Raw genomic sequence first — 18,107 nt, forward strand, 5'->3', positions numbered from 1 at the left:
TACTTTTAGGGAATAATTGAAATGGACGCCGCTTAATGTTTCGCCATATTTAAAATAAGCCAATTTTACCGTTAATGAACGCCAGTATACGAACCATATTTATGCTTTGCCCAATTTTGGGCTTTCTTACCTTTTCGTCCTGCAGAAATAAGGGAAATACTGATAAAGTTGACCGGCAATCCACTAAAAAAACGGCTGCGCAGCAGGATTATATCAAGTTTATTATCTCTTTTGATACCTTATCGACAGTTGCTGTTAAAAATAGCGTTTACCGTGAAGACAGCCTGCTAAGTCTGACTTCAAACCGGGAATCAAATCCTTTTTATTATTATTTTAATGCAAGGAAATACAGCTATGAAAAGAAAAGGGACAGTGCTTTAGCAGCATATCAGATGATAAAAGGATTAAAGCCAAACGACGACATTGAGCTTTTAAAGATAAATGGGATCCTTGCCCAGAAGGCCGCGAACGGAACAGCTGTTGAGGCGGCTTTAATGGGACAGATTTTTGCAGCCATCGAAATTGCCGAGCAAACACACAGCCGCTTAACCTATCGTTTTTATGATTTACTTGCACAGGCATATTTTCAGAACCACAACGAAAAAAAATCGATAGAATATGCTGCCATCTATTTTAAACATCATCCGTTTAATACCCATCCAACAGTTAAACAGCGTTATTTCGATATTTCATACCTGTTGGCATTCAGGTTAAACGATTTCAAAAAGATGTCGTTCTATAATGGCCGGGCCCGCGAACTGGCCAGGGAAATTGGCGATAGTTTGGCTATAGCGCGTACGTACGATAACGAAGCGCAGATTTATAGCCAGCAATTGCAAACGGGTAAGGCGCTGGCCTGCAGCAAAATTTATTTTAATTACCTTAAAAGGATCAACGACCTGAACGGTATTGCCTATAATAACCTGGCCACGGCATTTTTTCAGGATAAACAGCCTGATTCGGCCATTAAGTATTTTAAAGAGGGGATTGCTTTTGAAAAACGCGGTTCCTCCGGTAAGCAAAAGGATATTTATTATAATGGGTTGATCAATGCTTTTAAGATGAAAGGCGATTTCGCCCATGCGCTAGAGGCAGCAGATTCTGCTTATTCCATCGAGTTGCGTAATAATAAGGCAATAGAAGCTGTTAAAGTTGCCGAAATACACGAGAAATATGAAACAGAAAAAAAGGATAGGAGTATAGCAGAGTTAAATGGCCGCAATAAACTGAACGAAACGATAATTAAACAGCAGCGCTGGACAATTTTTTTAACCCTGCTTATTTTTATTGCGGCAGTTGCGTTCTTCTTTATTGTTTACCGCCAGCAGCGGCTAAGGGAAAAAAACAAATTGCTGCAATCAGAAAACCAGCGTTTAAATGTAGAGCAGAAAATGCTCCAGGCACAGCTAAATCCACATTTTATTTTCAATGCGATTGCAAATTTACAGAGCCTTATTGCCTCTGGCCATACCGAAGAATCGGTATGTTATCTCCGTTCTTTCTCCGGGTTATTGCGTGGCGTTCTGGAGCAGAACCGAAAGGATTTTATCGAAATAGAGGAAGAAATTGCCTCCCTTAACAATTACCTGCAGCTGCAGCAGATGCGTTATACCGATGTTTTTGATTATAAAATTATAACCGACGATCAATTGGATGTGAACGGAACACTGATTCCCCCGATGCTGATCCAGCCTTTTGTAGAGAATTCAGTTGAACACGGATTCAGGAACATTGGCTATAAGGGTTTACTTACCATATCTTTCGGGGTTAGAAATGATGTGCTGGCAATTGAGATTGATGACAATGGCAGCGGATTAACCCCGAAAACGGCCCAAAATCCTAAAAAACAGTCGCTGGCCCAGGTAATCCTGAAAGAAAGGTTCGATCTGCTTTTTACTGGTAAAAAACAGCAGGCACAGTTTAAAGTTAAAAACAAGATAGAAAACGGATCTACTGGCGTATCTGTTGAAATACTGATTCCGATAATCACCGATTAACAATGTTATGAAAATTTACATTTTAGAAGACGAGGTCCGCATTTTACAGCACATTTTACAGATTGTTAAGAAACTCGATTATCTGGAAATCGTAGGCACTGCGGGAGAAATTGCACTGGCAAAGAGAGAAATTCCCTTGTTAAAACCCGATATTATCCTGGCTGATATCCGTTTAAAGGATGGCGATAGCTTTCATTTATTTGATGAAATAGGACTTACTGATTTTCAGGTTATTTTTTTAACGGCTTATGATCAGTATGCAATTCAGGCACTTAATTTAGGTGCTTTTGGTTATCTGCTCAAACCAATTGATGAAATTTCCTTAACTGCGCATCTGAATAAATGTTACCATCACCGCGAACAGGAAATTTTAGACAGGCAACAACTGGCCATTGCCAAAGAGCATTACCTTGCGCAGGGGCTGGCCGCCAGTAAACGTATTGCTTTAAAAAGCCTCGAATACATAGAAGTAGTGGCGATTGAGGACATTATCTACTGTAAAAGCGATAAAGGTTATACCACATTTTATTTAAATAGCGGTAATCAGGTACTGGTTTCGAAAGGGTTGAAGGAATATGAAAATCTGCTCACGCCCTTTGGCTTTTTGAGGTGCCACCAGTCGTACCTGGTTAATTTTAAATATGTTAAAAAATACTATCGCGAAGGTTACCTGCAAATGGAGAATAAGGAAAATATATTGGTTTCGAGCAGGAAAAAAGAAGAGGTACTCAGGTACCTTGAAAATATTGCATAATATGGTTTAAAAAATTATACCCATGACAATAAAATCACCGTTTCAATCCGGTTACCTTTCTTTAAGGTACACAACATATTTTTGCAGGTAATCGCCTGGTTCTGTTGCTGCCAGTTCCAGGTATTTGTTAAGCAATTCGGGCTCTTTTATATATTCATGGATGGCTTCCAAACAGCCGATTTTGTGAAATTCCCCCTCAACGGTTTCCCACGATTGTTTTATCAATGTCCTTATTGCCGGATAACCATGCCTTGCAAGTGCCAACAGCGATAGCCGTTTGGTATATTCGTAGTTGCTATGGTATAGATCAAGCAGTATAATTTCTAGCTGGGGTGTAAGGCTATCGATTTTTTTATGGATGCAGGCGGCAAACTGTGATTTTGCATCATCATATTCGGTTCCATCCAATGTAGATACAGCTTTGGCGAGAATGAGAAAATCATCGGTTGATAGATCGCCGAGGTTCGAAAATACGGGGCTATCCGATAACCAGGCTATCATCCTTCCCATGTCCCAATGCCGGGCAATCAGGTACAGCAGATTGGCAAGGTCTTCATCATCTAACCGGTTAATTTCCCTGGCTGCAAGCAGCGCAGAAAAGTAGGTTTCTATGGCCTTCCAGTTAGGGTAATCCGTATCATCGATCCGCAGGTTGTTGATTTCCTGTGATGAGTATTCTGCAGACAGCCATTTTTTAAAAGAGCCAACAAAATCTTTAAGTACGGTTTTATGGTTTGCCATAGTTGAAGTGCCAATATTACAAAAATAGCAATAACTACGGTTTGCGGAATATTGCTGATTGATTGCCGCTAAAGCATTGGAAATGGAACGGGACAATATTATAAGCGCGAGCCCAGATCGCGCTCTCGCTCATCGCCACTTACCAAACGGGTTAGTTCGTTGCAGTAAATTATCCTGTTATTTTTAATGCGGAATTCGGCAATTACATGCATTAATGCATGCCGGTTTTCATTGGTCAGTATTTCAACAGAATGGTTGGTAAAAACGATTTCACCCTCTTCTACCATGGTTTGAAAATCAATTACCGCGTGTTTAACGGAGAGTTTTTGCGCTTTCATGTGTTGGCAGAAACCGTCGAAATCCAGTTCTTCACCGTCTACATATTGGCGGTATTCGGGACTGAAGTATTGCCCGATGCTGGTTTGATCGTAAATGGGGTTTTCTACTACGGCTTTGAAAGCTTTTCTGATTAATGCTTTGTAATTGTTCATTTTCTTATGATTTATGATACAAAGTAAGGCCTTGAAAAGCATTCAAAACAGGGGCAGGATCAGGTAAAAGCTGCACTATTTACGGTATGTTTACGGAATGCTGCAGGAGAAATGCCTGCAGACTTTTTAAATAACCGCATAAAATAGGTTTCGTCCATGTAACCCAGCTGATAAGCAATTTCTTTTACTGTAAGTTTGCTGTAGGCCAGTAATCTTTTGGCTTCCAATACCATTTGTTGCTGTATCCAATAGCTAAGCGGCTTACCTGATACGGCTTTTATACACTCGTTGAGGTAGCTGGGCGAAACATAAAGCAGCTCGGCATATCCTGTAGGGCTTTTTTGGTTTATAAAATGCATTCTGAGCAGGATCCTGAACTGTTGGTAAAGATAAAGCTGCCGGGAAGGGAGCTTATCGTCGATTTTATAAGAGAGGATCGAAGTGAAGAGCCCGGCACACACCGAAACGCTATGGGATAACAGCGAATGCTGAAAATGACCATCGATATTTGCAGAAAGTAGCTCAGATAGTGATTTCAGGCAGGCCTCGAGCATGTTATTACCCGATTTGTTTATCGCAGTTGGTTTTTGTTGTCCATATTCCCTTTCCAGTATATCAAGATAGGTTTGATCGATGGTTAATGGCTCTGCGGCCATAATCCAGCCACTGGTATGGTTTGATGAAATAAAATGGTGCACCTGTCCCGGTGCAATAACATAAATACAGGTGTTACTCAATGTTATGCTTTCAAAATCGACCATTAATTTACTTTCACCGCTTTGCTGAAAAATAAAAATGTAATAACTGTCGCTGTGCGAAGTTTCAAAAGTTGGACGTGGTATTGCATAATCCTGTAAAGGCCGCAGATGGATGTCGGATTGTTTAACTGTGCCCAGGTTGTAGATAGGAATAGGTGCCGACTTTTTACTCATAAGGTAAATATAAATATAAAATCAACGCTGGAACCGGGTAGTATCCATTTTCGAACAGCAGCATATTATCCCGGGCAATGCACCAGCACTGCCCGGAATTGTTTGTTTTTAAGGTAATGTAGTTAGGTTAACACTTGGGGCTGTGCCGGTAGCAGTTCTGCTCAAAGCGGTACCATAAGTGGTATAAGTAGCAAAAAAACCACCGTTTTTCAGGTAGAAATTACTCCCGGTTACACCGCCCTGGTAATCCATGCGCTGTTCTGCAGAGGCCGTAGAATCATAACTGAAGCTCGCATTGGTAACCTCTGTCCAGCTGCCACTGCTGGTTTTATACCATTGGTTGCCATAATTACAGCTTCTTTGCAGGTAACCCTGATCGGGATTAAAGTTTTCGATAAACGAGTACATGCCTGTTAAATAAGCTGTTGTATTGGGGCGTTTCCATTGTGCAATAATCTTCCATGCGCCGTTTTCGGGGGCATAAAACCAGGCTGTGTAATCTGAACCGCCGGCGCCATCGGGTTTGCCCTGTAACAGGAATTTGTAAGTGGTGCCCGCAACCCAGTTAAACAACAGGTAGGATTGTCCGCCGGTACCCTCGCCGCCAAAACCGTTAGAAGTAATGTCGGTTCCTTTCCTTACCAGGGTAGTACTGCCTGTTGATGGATCCCACACCGAAAATAAAACCCTCCTTTCGGTAGCCGAATTTACCTGCATGCCGAAATAACCGCCGCTAAAACCATCGGCCATAAAATAAGACCCGATTTTATCCTGTCCGCTTGGTACATTCAGCTCGCTGTAAAACCACTCGGTGCCTGATGGTACGGTGTAATTTAAATGGCAGGATGGGCCTCTTCTCGACCAGTAATAATCGGCAACGGTATTGGCATATTGCACATTAGAAGCCACGGTAGGGCCACTGATCACAAGATCCGAAATATCACCAAAGTAACTGCCTGTTTTACTTACTCCCTGTATATCCACCCGAACATAACCTGCCGCAGTAATATTTACGGTGCCGATTGTGGTTGTAGTTGCACTGGTACCGGTAATGGTTTTATTAAATACAGTACCGTTAATGGTTACTTTAATATTGCTGCTTCCTGATGGTACAGTACCTTTTACAGCTACGGTTAAACTGCCGGTTAACCCCAAACGGAACCACACACTGGTAATGGTACTGGCCGATGTCCAGTTGTGTAAACCACTATCGTTAATCAGTCCGCCAGTGCCAGCGGTATAGGCGTTGCCACCCAAACCAACGTTTAGCGAGGAGCCGCCCAGGCTTTCGGTGGTTGCAATGGCATTTTTAACTTTTGCAGACTCTGTTTCTGCTAAAGTTTCAGTTTTTTTACACGAATACAGGCACAGCAGCAATAGTATGCCTGCGGCAAATGAACTTGTTTTTTTCATTTTTTTGATTTTGGTTAGTATTTGGTTGTTAATAATAAGTTGCATGCTATTGTAGCTATCTGTAAAAACAGATAACATTATGCTTAACCCAGCCCCAATTTCTTAACTGCCGGTTACCCGGTAATTATACATTGCCATATTTGCCACTGATCCGATCTGTAGATGTTAGCGCGATTATAATAAGGGATATCGGCACTAACCTGAATTGAAGTTAGCCACTTACCTTTGATAAAAAATTAAGATTCTTAGCGCAAACGTTTGCCCGTTAACCGGTTGATGAAGGGGAAGGAAAGAAGATTTTTTTAAAGCTCTACATTTTTTTTGCAGCTTGTAGTTGTAGGTAGTGACAATCGGCTATGAAATGTAATATCATGCCGGAAATATTTTTAAACTATTTGATTAGTAGTTTGTTATGTGGTTTTTTCTGTGCTTTTTTGAGCAAACACAAACGTTTGTGTGAAGAATTATGTCGCAATTTAAAGAATGTGGACATAAGTCAATTAACGGTTTTCAAGGATATAGAAAGATTAGAATAGTCGTTTACGTTATCAGGGATTGCCACGGTAAGGCGAATACGAAGAGCCGCGGCCCCTGTTGATTTTTGCTTTTAAACGGCTCAGTGTTTCTTCCCTGATGCCTAGAAAACCTGCAAGGTGTTTTGACGGAATGCGCCGGTAGAGGTGGGGATGCGTTTCGATCAGTCGTTGGATACGTTTTTCTGCAGTAGGGATCCGGATCAGAAAATTGCGTTCATCAGCTTCATGGTAATGGTACCATAGCAGGTTGCGGGCAAGATTATGCATCTGTGGGAAAGTAAAAAGTTCCATAATCAGTGTATGGGGAATCAAAATGGCATGGGTAGTTTCTAATGCCTGGATAAATTGCTGGCGCTGTACATTATATTGTTTGTCGAAAAGGGTTAAGCCAACAATATTTCTCTCCGTTGCCAACCACGTTGTGATTTCCTCTCCTTCATCTCGCACAAATCCCCTTACGCAACCTTTTACAATAAAATACAGACTGGGTTTAAGATCAAGAGGACTCGAAATATGTTTATTTTTCTTGAAAATAATGGGCGAACAATCACGTTCCATAACCTCTTTCATGTCGGGTGGCATGTGGTTAAACGATTCAAAATATTCAATAAGCAATTCTGTACCATTAAGGCTAGACGGTAATGAGGGCATAGGTTGTGAGATAGACCGACAAAAATAATACAAAGCAAGTGCCTATCTGTCCTGTTTACATGGCACGTGGAGCGCTTTATTCTTGATCTTTATCAAGAAATACGATATTTGTCATCTAATAAGTAATACAGGTTGGGCAGAACTATGAAAAAATGATCTCCCCGCGCCATGGTAATTGCCCACTATGCCTGTAGCAATTTTGGATAAAATTTTGTAAGTGTAATAGGGTTAAGTTAAGAATTTAGCCATTGCTTGCCGGGATTATGGAGAGATACACACAGATAAACATTGGATGATATCTGTGCGCATTCATTTTATTTTCCGGTAATCATAAAAGATAGCTGTTATTTATGATATTTCTTAGTCACAAAAGCTTAATGCAATATCGTATCGGGCGGTAATGGTGCCTCGCGGTTGTACACTATGGTATCGGCCACTTGCAATGCTGTTGCAGCACCATCCAGCTTTTCGATAAGGTAGAGTGCGCCATCTATTCCAGATGTAACACCGCCCGTGGTTACGAAATTTGCGTCGGCCACATACCGTTGGTTCTCTATAAAGGTAATATTGGGATATTGTTTTTCCATGCCTCTTATGGCTTCCCAGTGCGTGGTTGCTTTTTTTCCGGTGAGCAGGCCGGTTTTCGCAAGGATATAAAGTCCTACACAAACAGACATGATGGTTATGCCTGGGTGTTGTGCCTGTTGGGTAATCCATTTAAGCAGTTTGTTCGAACCACTACCAAAGGTAAGCGGACCATTTCCTGGTATAATCTGTCCGGGAATGACGATAATATCGGGCTGCGGACAGTTTTTAAAGTTATAATCCGGTGTTATTTTTACGGTATCGCTTTCACTTCTAATGGCCCGTGTTGTTTCGGCAAGGGTAAATACCCTGTATTTATTTCCATTGAAACGGTTTGTTTTTACAAATACATCCAGCGGACCGTTCATATCAATCAATTCAACACCGGGATAGATGAGAACGGCTACATTTATCTTTTTTTTGGAAGTCATAATATTGTGTGATATTGAGCAGTATAGGGAAGCTGCTCCCCAAATAGAAGCAGCTTTCCTGTAAATGCTTAGGTTTATGAAACCTGCATGTTAAAAGCAGTATTGTTCATTAACACGGGTAAATCGGCTGTTAATCCTTTTTTAAGGTTGCTTGCCATTAGTGTAACATTACCTGGTGCACGGGCAGTAAGCAGCTTATTGGCATTTGCCTGGTTGGCAACGGTAAATTTGGCAAATTCTGTCTCGTTACCCGATCGGCCATTAATCTGCACATCAAAAATAGCCCTCGCAATTTCATCTTCTGTGAATTGGTAGAGCGTGAAAGATGCTGATACTTCCAGGTGTGTTAGGCAGTTTTTACAGGCCACCACGCGCCATCTGCTCAACACCGGTTCGGCACCGAGAAAGTGCCGTACGCCATCTATAGTAGCATAGGCAGAAAGCACGAAAGAACCGTTTATTTTGGCACGGTTGATCCCGTTTACAGTTAACACTTTATCACTTTTGTGTACCTCTTGTGGTGCGGAGGCCTGTAGTTTTAGCGGTTTAAGATCGTCGCTGTCATCAAGCGAAAGGCTTTCGTAGGTAAAACCCAACTGGTTTTCAATATCAAAGGCATCGCTCGAACGGTAGTAGCGCTCCTGCCCGTTTTCAACCATTTTAAATGGAAAAAGAGGCGAATCCATGGTCAGCTGCTCACTAGGTTCGTAACCCACAGGTGGCTGGTTGCCTTCATTATTGGTGCCGGGATATGGTTTGTTAGCAGGATAACCTGGTACCGATAGATCGAGTTTTTTGGTCGAATTGTGTTTTTTCTGCCACATCCAGAATATCCTGTCAACATTGCAATGGTGGAAGAAAAAGATCGGATCGAGGCCTGCGGTTTCGTTCTCGCCCATATCGCCATTGGCGTTTGATGGAACATTTGGGTTTGGAGAATTGGGGTTGGCATCCTGCCCCGGCATATTAACGCCACCTACCGATAAGTGGATACTGCCATGCGGCGATTCTAACGATTGTGCATTAACGTTTCCATATTTTGGATCGTTCCACTCGCTGCGCGAAGTGTTGTTCGAAAATACGGTATAGCAGGGTGCATCGAGGCTTTTTTTATAACTATCATATACGCCGCCCCTGAATTTACCAACCGGTGTAAGTGGGTTATTTGGGTCGAATCCTCCCGGTATCTCTACCGTTCCGCTCAACCAGCCAATCACGTTATCGTTAAGCAATTGCGTGGTCAGTTTTACATTGATGGTATTCGTTCCGGGGATGTAGTAGGCGCTGTTGTTCAGTTCGGCAGCAGCACGATCTGTTGGTCTGCCCACCAAACCCGATAGCGGATAACGTACGGTTTCGTATCCCTGTGGTTTAGAATAAGAACTTACTTCTACGTAATCGTGCAATGCCACAGGCAGCACAAAAGATCTTAGAGGGTTGGGAATGGTTACGTTATTGGAGAAAGTAAAATATTCATCGGTAAGAATAGGAGGTACACCCAGAAATTCCTTGGTGCCGTCGGGCTTGGTTATTTTATAAGTTTGATCCCAATAAGGTAACATTACACTTTCGCAGCCCGGAACGCTCTGTAGTGCTTTTTCCAGCTTGTGGAGGTAAACACGGTGCCAGGTAGGGAATAGGATATTGCCATGATTACAATAGCCGCCCCAGTAGCTGCCATCGTAAGCACCACGGCCTACAAAAGGTTCGCCGTGGAAACCGCCTAATGTCATAAATGAATTAGGATTATCGGCAGGTAAGGCCTTGATAAACTGCCAGGCTACCATAAGCTTTTCCAGCTGTTCTGGTTTGCCATTTTTAAAATCGTTGTAGATGTTTTGGATCGATCTACGGACCCTTGGTGTTGGTTTCATTGATTTGGTTTTTATTTAGATGGATAATATTTAGGATTGGGTAATCTGTTGTTTGCCGAAAGTAAAGCGCAAGCGCCCGGCCGAAAGGCTGTTAAGGAGCGAGCCACCAATAATGAAGGCCATACCTACCATTAACAGACCCTGCTCTGCGGGGAAAAATACGCGGGCTGTGATTAATGACAGCGCACCAAGTAAACTGGCGAAAAACGGTAAATAACCCACACGTTGGGCCCTACGCAGCAGAAGGAGCATGTGCACGCCAAGCAGTACAAACAGTACCGGCAGTAGCCAGCCCATGTAAGGCAAGCGGGCAATGCTAAGCGAACCGAACATGCTCATATAAGCTGCCCAGCACATGGGGCACTTAGGGAAAAAGGCAATAAGTACACTCAGTAATGTAGAAAAGAAAGATTGCAGCGCAGTTTTTGCTTTGGTTGGTGGCGGAGGCGGTGCACCTGCCTGTTTTTCTGCTGTATTACAGCAGCATTTAGGCGATTGATTTAGATGGTCCATAGTTATTGTGTTTTTGTTTAGTCAATTTGGATGGTTCATTTAAAATAGATACTGTGTCTTTACATTTACAGCAAAGGGTTTTCGGGATCGCAGTAATAAATGGCAGTATGGGTAGTATAAATGATATAGCTCACAGTAGATCGGGATTACTTATTGTGTTGATTTATAATACGTGACCTAAAGATAGAGCCTGATTGGGGTAGAAAAAACCGTTTTAATACTGTTTTTTAAGTCGATTATTTTTTTATATTATGGGATTGGCAACCCCCGATTATAACACGACTTTAAGTAATAAAATTGAAGCATCCATTTTCGATAGTTTGTATATTTGAGTATTATAGGGCATTTTAGAACGAGCTATCATTGAAAAGAACAACAGACATTATTAATATAGGTTCAATCGATCAGATTCCGGCAATTGAAGCCATCAGATCAATCCCGCGTGAACGGAAGTTGAAACTTGTTTTTGAAAAAAGTGTTCAAAGTAAAAGAAAAACAGTAGGACAAAATTTAAAAGATAATCTTTTAGGATTTCAGATTGGGATAGATACAGTTGAACCCGAAATCCACATTGCGAAACTCATTACTGATCAGGAAATTGAAGGAAATCAAAGTTTTTTTGAACAATGCGCAAAAGACTACCGACAATTGGGGGAGGAATTGATCTTTAAATTGGTAGACCAGCTTGACCTGGTATTAAACAGAGATTTTCCATTGGAAACATTTAACAGTCTTAAGGGAGAAGAGCAGCAGAGTGGAGAAATGGGAGATTGGCACTATTATCTTCACGGATTTCATTGTGCTTTTAAAAATGTTGGAACAGGTCAGTTTATAGAGGTTCCGCTTGTTTTTGGACTTGAATTTGGAGACTTAGATCCATATTTTTTTATGGATTTTATTAAGTCTACCCCTAAGTATCAACCAATACCGGTTGATATTTTTGAAGATTATGCAGATGGGGCAAGGATAAATGAAAAAATGATCTCGTTGGGCAAATTTGAAAAGATAAACTCAAATGTTGCTGGCCGTTATGGAACGGTGGTTACAAACAGGCAAAAGGTAGAAATTAAATCTTATTTAGAATTAAACAAACTGTATGGCGAGCAGAAGAGTCAAAATAAGAAACAGCCATTTAACTTTTGGAGATTGATTGGACTAAAGAAATAGGAAGAAGAAAAGAGTATAGGCTGCCCTTAGCACTATAGATCCGGTGGGTTTTCCGGATCTATTTTAGATGAATAAATATGATGGGCGCCTGTTAAAGGTGCTGTTTGAAAAAACCGATCATTGCTTTATAAAACATAATCTGGTTTTCCTCCCGCAAAAAGCCATGGCCTTCATCGTATTTAACCATGTAGGGAACATCTACACCTTTTTTGCGCAGTGCTTCTACGAGCTGATCGGATTCGAGGATATTTACCCTTGGATCATTGCCGCCCTGAACCACAAATAACGGCGCTTTGATTTTATCGACATGAAATATCGGAGAAACATCTTTTGCTATTTTTGCTTCCTTCAGGTCATCAAGGTCGTACCATACATCTTTCAACATCGCAATCAATGGTTTCCAATATTCAGGGAAAGCATCAAAAAATGTATAAATACTCGAAATACCCACATAATCTACCCCAACTTTATAAAGATCGGGTGTTTTGATCAGCCCCATTAAGGTAGCGTAACCGCCATGGCTTCCACCGTAAATTCCAATCCTTTGGGGATCTGCCCAGCCTTTGGATATGGCATAACGAATGCCATCTTCAAGGTCGTCCATTATTTTTCTGCCCGTCTGTTTAAACCCGGCACGGTAAAATTCCACACCATAGCCGTCCGAAATCCGGAAATTGATCTGCAATGTCGCATAACCCCGGCTGGCAAATAACTGGGCTTCCTTATTAAAGTCCCATAAATCGCGCGCACCCTGGGGGCCACCATGCGGGTTAACAATCATGGGCACTTTTGCCCCGTTAATGGCCTCTTTCGGCAGGGTAATGTATCCATGAAGCTTTAAACCATCCCTTGAAGTGAAGGTAATCGGTTGCATCACTGCCATATCCTGTTCTTTAAGCTGGGGCATAAGGTCGCTAATAAGCGTCGTTTTTCCGGTTCCGGTATCATAACGGTAAAACCGGCCGTATTGCCGGTCGCTGCTTACCTTTACCAGATATTGCTTTTCATCATCTGTACAGCTCGTAAACTCGAACTGGTAACCATTAAACTGTGCCTGAAGGTTTTTATAAATGGTTTTTAAAAATCTGCTTACAGGTTTTATGATCCGCTTCTCTCCATTATACGCTAAGTAGTCGATTTCCCAGTTTCTTTTTGTGGATAGCGATATTTGCGAAGCATCATAATCCCGGTCTGAAAATACTTTTTTCAGGATTTTTTTCCTCCGCAGGTCATATAAAACAATACTGGCTTTATCTGATCCTATGTTGGTCAGGATGTAGGCATCATCAGGGTTTTTTGAAGCATAGTTAAATGATAAAATGGTAAATTTTTCATACCAGTTCATCGTGTGCACCATGCGGTATCCTGTACTGCCTTTTGACCTGTAATAATATTGCATTTCTTTATCATTGTGGATTTTTGTGAAACCCCTCAGGTCGCCATCATTATCAAAATCATATTTATCAATAGGATCTTCATGATCTCCAACTTCGTATAATTTGAGCATTTCGCCACTATTGATATCTATCTTGTATGGCTCGAAATACTTTTTATTGTCTTTATTCATTGATATAATGAGCGATTCTTTCTGCTCCGGAAGACGCTTCAATATGCTTGCCTTTATACCTTCATAAGGCGTAAGATCGCGGTCGTTGGTGCCATCGCGGTTAATGGCGTATAAATGGTAATTTTCGTTTCCGCTCCTGTCCATCAGGTATAATAACCTGTCGTCTGTAGCCCAGCCATAACCAAAAATTACCTCTTGCTTTTCTTCGATGGCACGGGTGATTTTTCCAGTGGCCATTTCTTTGATCATTACATGGCTCCGGCCCTGGTTATCGCGTTCTTTGAAAGAGAGGTAACGGCCACTTGGGGAGAGGTCGAACTCCGATAATTTCGGCCTGCTAAAATAATCCTCCACCTGGTATTTATGGTCTCCGCCGTCGGCATCGATAAGTTTTTGCAGTTCTTTTGTACCCGATACGAGTGCAGGATTTCCGGGGAGCTTGTACGATTGTGCCCTGGCTGTAAGCGTCATGGTGATGAACATCCATAAGGCCAGTAACAGTGCGATTTCTATTTTTGGTTTCATGTTGTATGCTTTATAAGTAGATATCAGGATACCCTTAAAAGGATTTCTGTTTAAAATTTCATCCCCAACCCCTATAAAAATGAACATAGCGATGCCCGCTCCTTAACAAATTGTTAAAGGCATTAAAATGCGCCTGAAAATTTTTGGTGGCTAAAACCCTGGGGTTGGAGATGGGAACAGCAGATGGGGTGCCCGTTAAGGGGAATGCTGCAGGATTTTTTTATCTGTATTTGATAAAAGTAGCTTTCACTTTTTTTACTTTGGTATTTGTGGTGATCGAACTGCCGGAATAGGTGTTGTTCTTTTTGCCTGTACCTACCGTGCCAAAATCATTTTTTGTGCTACCGGTTACTTCTTCATCCAGTTTCATGATTACACCGTCTGCGCCTTTGGTTTTACCCAGTTCGATTACTTTCTGCTGCAATTTATCCAGTGAAGAGAAACCCTGGTCTACATCCGAAGTACCCATTACCTCATATGTTTTTTTTACATCTTTCGCATCCAGGTAAACGTCTACATTTTGTGTAGCGGTGTAGGTTTTGCCAAAATAGGGCGTTGCACAGGCCGATGCCAGTGTGATCATTAAAATTGCTGCTACTGTTTTGATTAATGGTGATTTTTTCATTTTTTTTAAATTATTAATGGATTGTTTATTGTTTTCTGTTTTATTCGGGAGGTTCTTCAGTACCTTCTTTTTCTTTATTGGTAACCACTTTATCCTTCATTTGCAGCATAAAGCGCTCGCGGTAGGTTTGGCCAATGGGCACCTGTAACAATGATGGCCCAAGCTGTACCGTATTGCCATGTATCATGACCAGGAAAGGAAGGGCGATAATAAAAGATTTATGTATGCGCATAAAACGGTCGCCCGAGAGTTTTTCCTCTATATTCCCCAAATTAACCTGCGAGGTTACCGGATCACCCTCGAGGGTATAAAAAGTAATGTATTTTCCCTTTCCCTCGATATATAAAATATCTTCGATTTTGATTTTTACCAGCTTGCCTTTGTATCCGCTTTTAACCAGGATAAAATCATCGGCATTATCCCTGGCGGTTTGATGCAGTTCAAATGCCCTTTGTGCGGCAATCAGGAACCGTGGAAAGAAAATCGGTTTCAAAAGATAATCTACAACCTGATGTTCGAAACCCTCTATGGCATATTCCCTGAATGCCGTTGTTAGGATTACCCTGTACCTGCCGTTCAGCACCTGTAAAAACTCAATCCCCGTCATTTCTGGCATCTGGATATCCAGAAAAACAAGATCCACCTGTGCCGAATTTAACAACTGCAGCGCATCTTTTGTGCGGGTGGCACTGCCTGTCAGTTTTAAAAATGGAGTCTGTGCAATGTGGAGGGTAAGCAGCTCTATTGCATGCGCCTCATCATCGATTATAATACAGTTCATCATGATGTTTAAAGTTTAATCTTGATTTCGTTCATATAAAAATTTTCGTCCTCTTTAATGTTGAAAGCGTGTTTTATCCCATACATCAACTCCAGACGTTGCCGAACATTGCCCAGCCCAATTCCCTTTGAAGGCTCTTTTGGCCCCTTTTTCTTTTTATTGCTCACCCTGAAATAGATACTGCTGCTGTTTGCCCGGAGTTCCACGGTCATTTGATTTTGCGCATCGTCCATATCGCCATGTTTAAAGGCATTTTCAACCAGTGTTACCAATGATAGGATGGGCACATGCGCAACACTGTCTTCTATCTGTTCAATATACCTGATGTTTAACTGGTGGCTGAAACGGATCTGGTTCATCTCTATAATCCTTTTCAGCTGCTCTACCTCAAGCGAAAGCGGTACCGTACCAAGTTCGTCCCATTCATCAAGGGCATAACTCATAATTTCGGAAAGGAGATGTACGGCATTTGCTGCTTCCGGACTTGTTATCACCGTTTTGGTGTAAATAAAACTCAGTGAGTTGAAAAGAAAATGTGGGTTGATCTGGTATTTTATCGCAGATAATTCGGCCTTTAGCTTTTGCTTTTCCAGTTTCTCCCTACGCTGGTGCAGCTCGTTTGCATTGATTAAGGTAGCAGCATAGACAGAAACCAGTACCATTATAATATCAAGACAGATGGCAGAAATAATAAAAATACGCAGCGAAGGCATGCCGTTTTTGCCGGGATCTGAAAGGTGGAAATTATAGAGATATTCATAACCTGTAAGCAGCACAAAAAACAAAATACATTTTAGCAGTGGCTTTTTCCAGATCCTGCTTTTTACCACTGGTATGGCCAGATGATAGATCAGGATATAATAAACAATGGTATCCTTGATGATGGAATGTACAAAATTGATGTAAAGTCTGTTACCTGCACCAAACTGCGAAAGGGTAGTGGGCAATCCCTGAAGGGCAACAAGGAACAGAAAGGCAATTACACACCAAACCGTATATATCAGAAATATCGTTAATAGCTGTCGCCAGTGTTTTCTCAGTTGTCCCATGTTTTATATTTTTTGCTTTCCTTATCAACCTTTAATCTGCCAGTCTGGTACGGTAAATATGCTAATTGATGATACAATATTAGGCGATATAGTTCTTTCCAAAAAATATTTGGCACCAACAGTGCTATTCGTACCACAAACAGTTTGATCAGTACTTAAATTAATGGAAAAGAAATCAGGAGCAAGGTTTGCTCAGTATTCATGGATAAGGGATTTGAAGTAAGATTGCGATGGCTTAACAGCTAAGTTGTTCTTAGGTGACCAAGGTGGTGAATTATTAGCGCTGTTTTTTATTTTTTACGGCCACCTTAGCTCACCCGAGTTTACATGTTGAATAATTTAAAGATGTAGTGTCATTCAAAACCTGATTTTGTTTTTTCCCAATGGGATAATGATGTTTATCGGTATTTTTATCAAAAAAAAGATGAGCAATACTACACCACACCAGAAACTGAAACACCAACAGGTACAATACCTCGAATTCCTGTCAAGCGATACCCAAAAAGCCAAGGCATTTTATATTCAGGCCTTTGGATGGAGTTTTACCGATTACGGACCTGATTATACTTCTTTCGAAGGAGATTATGTAGATGGAGGATTTACAACGGGCGAACCGCTAAAGGGGAGTATTTTGGTGGTATTGTACTCAGCGGATCTGGAACAGAGCTTAGAAAACGTAATTGCAGCAGGTGGGATTATCACAAAGGAAATATTCGATTTTCCCGGTGGGCGCCGTTTCCAGTTCCTCGATCCGGATGGATACGAACTTGCAGTATGGTCGCTATAAGCATTTCATTAATGATCAATAAAAAAAGATCCTGTAGGTTTAACCAACAGGATCTCCTGTTTATTTGATGTGGATCACCACTTTTCCCTTTGCCCGGCCTTCTCTCACAACCGAATGTGCCTCGTTTACCTCGCCGAAAGTATAGTGTGAAGGATCCAGGCGTACCTGCAGTTTTCCGCTTTCGGCCAATGCAGCAGCCTCAGTAAGAATTTCTCCGTGATGGATCTTTCCTTTACCGGTAAGTAATGGCAGCAGGGTAAATACCCCTGAATAAGTTGCGCCTTTAAACGAAAGTGGCGCCAATGAATGCGAACCCCAGCCTAAAGAGGTAACCACATGGCCGGTATAGGTTTTTACCGCTTTAAAAGCGGCATCGAGGAAAGTTCCGCCCAGGGTATCGAATGCGATATCAAAACCTGCTCCATTGGTGTAGGTATCCAGATAGGCGCCCGAATGCATTTCTTCGAAGCCAATCGGTGTGGCACCATAACGGCGTATCAGATCATAATCTTCGGCGCGTGCGGTAGCATAAACGGTTGCGCCAAATGCTTTAGCAATCTGGATAGCCATATGCCCAACACCTCCTGCACCTGCCTGTACAAAAACAGTTTTATGCGCATCAACTTTGGCACGGTCTACCAAACCTTCCCAGGCGGTAATAAAAACCAAAGGTAAGGCTGCTGCGGCT

17 protein-coding genes are annotated in these 18,107 nt (G+C 41.7%); 4 read left to right on the top strand and 13 right to left on the bottom strand.

The window, feature by feature from the left end; translation table 11 throughout:
• The first annotated feature begins 74 nt into the window (after positions 1–74).
• Positions 75–1,997: a tetratricopeptide repeat-containing sensor histidine kinase gene (locus tag B2V92_RS12350; protein WP_293308335.1), complete on the top strand. Its 1,923-nt coding sequence runs from the start codon at positions 75–77 to the stop codon at positions 1,995–1,997.
• Positions 1,998–2,004: 7 nt separating this feature from the next.
• Complete coding sequence (locus tag B2V92_RS12355; RefSeq protein ID WP_293308337.1) at positions 2,005–2,751, top strand: LytR/AlgR family response regulator transcription factor; 747 nt, start codon at positions 2,005–2,007, stop codon at positions 2,749–2,751.
• A 51-nt stretch (positions 2,752–2,802) separates the two neighbouring features.
• Here the strand turns inward: B2V92_RS12355 and B2V92_RS12360 are convergent, their stop codons facing one another.
• From B2V92_RS12360 to B2V92_RS12395, 8 genes are all read right to left on the bottom strand, one after another.
• Complete coding sequence (locus B2V92_RS12360) at positions 2,803–3,492, bottom strand: hypothetical protein (protein ID WP_293308339.1); 690 nt, start codon at positions 3,490–3,492, stop codon at positions 2,803–2,805.
• 98 nt (positions 3,493–3,590) lie between these two features.
• The gene (locus B2V92_RS12365; RefSeq protein WP_293308342.1) at positions 3,591–3,983 is read right to left on the bottom strand and encodes a nuclear transport factor 2 family protein; all 393 of its coding nucleotides are present in this window, start codon (positions 3,981–3,983) and stop codon (positions 3,591–3,593) included.
• 59 nt (positions 3,984–4,042) lie between these two features.
• Complete coding sequence (locus B2V92_RS12370; protein ID WP_293308344.1) at positions 4,043–4,915, bottom strand: helix-turn-helix domain-containing protein; 873 nt, start codon at positions 4,913–4,915, stop codon at positions 4,043–4,045.
• 108 nt (positions 4,916–5,023) lie between these two features.
• Positions 5,024–6,328: a DUF3472 domain-containing protein gene (locus B2V92_RS12375; protein WP_293308346.1), complete on the bottom strand. Its 1,305-nt coding sequence runs from the start codon at positions 6,326–6,328 to the stop codon at positions 5,024–5,026.
• 548 nt (positions 6,329–6,876) lie between these two features.
• Positions 6,877–7,515 carry a Crp/Fnr family transcriptional regulator gene (locus tag B2V92_RS12380; RefSeq protein ID WP_293308348.1) on the bottom strand — a complete coding sequence of 213 codons (639 nt, stop codon included), beginning with the start codon at positions 7,513–7,515 and terminating at the stop codon, positions 6,877–6,879.
• Positions 7,516–7,889: 374 nt separating this feature from the next.
• Entirely contained in the window at positions 7,890–8,531 is a 642-nt protein-coding gene (locus B2V92_RS12385; protein ID WP_293308350.1) for a DJ-1/PfpI family protein, read from the bottom strand.
• Positions 8,532–8,605: 74 nt separating this feature from the next.
• Positions 8,606–10,405: a tyrosinase family protein gene (locus tag B2V92_RS12390; RefSeq protein WP_293308352.1), complete on the bottom strand. Its 1,800-nt coding sequence runs from the start codon at positions 10,403–10,405 to the stop codon at positions 8,606–8,608.
• Between the two features lie 30 nt (positions 10,406–10,435).
• Complete coding sequence (locus tag B2V92_RS12395) at positions 10,436–10,918, bottom strand: hypothetical protein (RefSeq protein WP_293308354.1); 483 nt, start codon at positions 10,916–10,918, stop codon at positions 10,436–10,438.
• A gap of 363 nt (positions 10,919–11,281) precedes the next feature.
• On the opposite strand from B2V92_RS12395, the gene B2V92_RS12400 reads away from it, so the two are divergent.
• Positions 11,282–12,085, top strand: a complete 804-nt coding sequence (locus B2V92_RS12400; RefSeq protein ID WP_293308356.1) for a DUF6896 domain-containing protein — start codon at positions 11,282–11,284, stop codon at positions 12,083–12,085.
• Between the two features lie 91 nt (positions 12,086–12,176).
• Here B2V92_RS12400 and B2V92_RS12405 read toward each other — a convergent pair whose 3' ends face one another.
• The 4 genes from B2V92_RS12405 to B2V92_RS12420 form a co-directional block, all read right to left on the bottom strand.
• Positions 12,177–14,177 carry a S9 family peptidase gene (locus tag B2V92_RS12405; protein WP_293308359.1) on the bottom strand — a complete coding sequence of 667 codons (2,001 nt, stop codon included), beginning with the start codon at positions 14,175–14,177 and terminating at the stop codon, positions 12,177–12,179.
• Positions 14,178–14,397: 220 nt separating this feature from the next.
• Entirely contained in the window at positions 14,398–14,802 is a 405-nt protein-coding gene (locus B2V92_RS12410; RefSeq protein ID WP_293308361.1) for a hypothetical protein, read from the bottom strand.
• A 40-nt stretch (positions 14,803–14,842) separates the two neighbouring features.
• Complete coding sequence (locus B2V92_RS12415) at positions 14,843–15,586, bottom strand: LytR/AlgR family response regulator transcription factor (RefSeq protein ID WP_293308363.1); 744 nt, start codon at positions 15,584–15,586, stop codon at positions 14,843–14,845.
• 5 nt (positions 15,587–15,591) lie between these two features.
• Complete coding sequence (locus tag B2V92_RS12420) at positions 15,592–16,632, bottom strand: sensor histidine kinase (protein WP_293308365.1); 1,041 nt, start codon at positions 16,630–16,632, stop codon at positions 15,592–15,594.
• Positions 16,633–17,056: 424 nt separating this feature from the next.
• Between B2V92_RS12420 and B2V92_RS12425 the strand changes: the two genes are divergently transcribed.
• A complete protein-coding gene (locus B2V92_RS12425; protein ID WP_293308367.1) occupies positions 17,057–17,419 on the top strand; it encodes a VOC family protein in 363 nt (120 codons plus the stop codon).
• 60 nt (positions 17,420–17,479) lie between these two features.
• On the opposite strand, the gene B2V92_RS12430 is transcribed toward B2V92_RS12425, so the two are convergent.
• Positions 17,480–18,107: zinc-binding dehydrogenase (locus B2V92_RS12430; protein WP_293308370.1), on the bottom strand; the 628-nt coding region annotated here is incomplete at its 5' end.

The organism is Pedobacter sp. UBA5917 (assembly GCF_002432345.1).
In the GTDB taxonomy this organism is placed as follows: domain Bacteria; phylum Bacteroidota; class Bacteroidia; order Sphingobacteriales; family Sphingobacteriaceae; genus Pedobacter.

Coding starts and splice junctions, on each gene's coding strand:
- B2V92_RS12415 (WP_293308363.1), bottom strand. CDS start 15,586: ATGATGAACTGTATTATAATCGATGATGAGGCGCATGCAATAGAGCTG.
- B2V92_RS12405 (WP_293308359.1), bottom strand. CDS start 14,177: ATGAAACCAAAAATAGAAATCGCACTGTTACTGGCCTTATGGATGTTC.
- B2V92_RS12370 (WP_293308344.1), bottom strand. CDS start 4,915: ATGAGTAAAAAGTCGGCACCTATTCCTATCTACAACCTGGGCACAGTT.
- B2V92_RS12420 (WP_293308365.1), bottom strand. CDS start 16,632: ATGGGACAACTGAGAAAACACTGGCGACAGCTATTAACGATATTTCTG.
- B2V92_RS12385 (WP_293308350.1), bottom strand. CDS start 8,531: ATGACTTCCAAAAAAAAGATAAATGTAGCCGTTCTCATCTATCCCGGT.
- B2V92_RS12360 (WP_293308339.1), bottom strand. CDS start 3,492: ATGGCAAACCATAAAACCGTACTTAAAGATTTTGTTGGCTCTTTTAAA.
- B2V92_RS12355 (WP_293308337.1), top strand. CDS start 2,005: ATGAAAATTTACATTTTAGAAGACGAGGTCCGCATTTTACAGCACATT.
- B2V92_RS12350 (WP_293308335.1), top strand. CDS start 75: ATGAACGCCAGTATACGAACCATATTTATGCTTTGCCCAATTTTGGGC.
- B2V92_RS12375 (WP_293308346.1), bottom strand. CDS start 6,328: ATGAAAAAAACAAGTTCATTTGCCGCAGGCATACTATTGCTGCTGTGC.
- B2V92_RS12390 (WP_293308352.1), bottom strand. CDS start 10,405: ATGAAACCAACACCAAGGGTCCGTAGATCGATCCAAAACATCTACAAC.
- B2V92_RS12410 (WP_293308361.1), bottom strand. CDS start 14,802: ATGAAAAAATCACCATTAATCAAAACAGTAGCAGCAATTTTAATGATC.
- B2V92_RS12380 (WP_293308348.1), bottom strand. CDS start 7,515: ATGCCCTCATTACCGTCTAGCCTTAATGGTACAGAATTGCTTATTGAA.
- B2V92_RS12395 (WP_293308354.1), bottom strand. CDS start 10,918: ATGGACCATCTAAATCAATCGCCTAAATGCTGCTGTAATACAGCAGAA.
- B2V92_RS12365 (WP_293308342.1), bottom strand. CDS start 3,983: ATGAACAATTACAAAGCATTAATCAGAAAAGCTTTCAAAGCCGTAGTA.
- B2V92_RS12425 (WP_293308367.1), top strand. CDS start 17,057: ATGAGCAATACTACACCACACCAGAAACTGAAACACCAACAGGTACAA.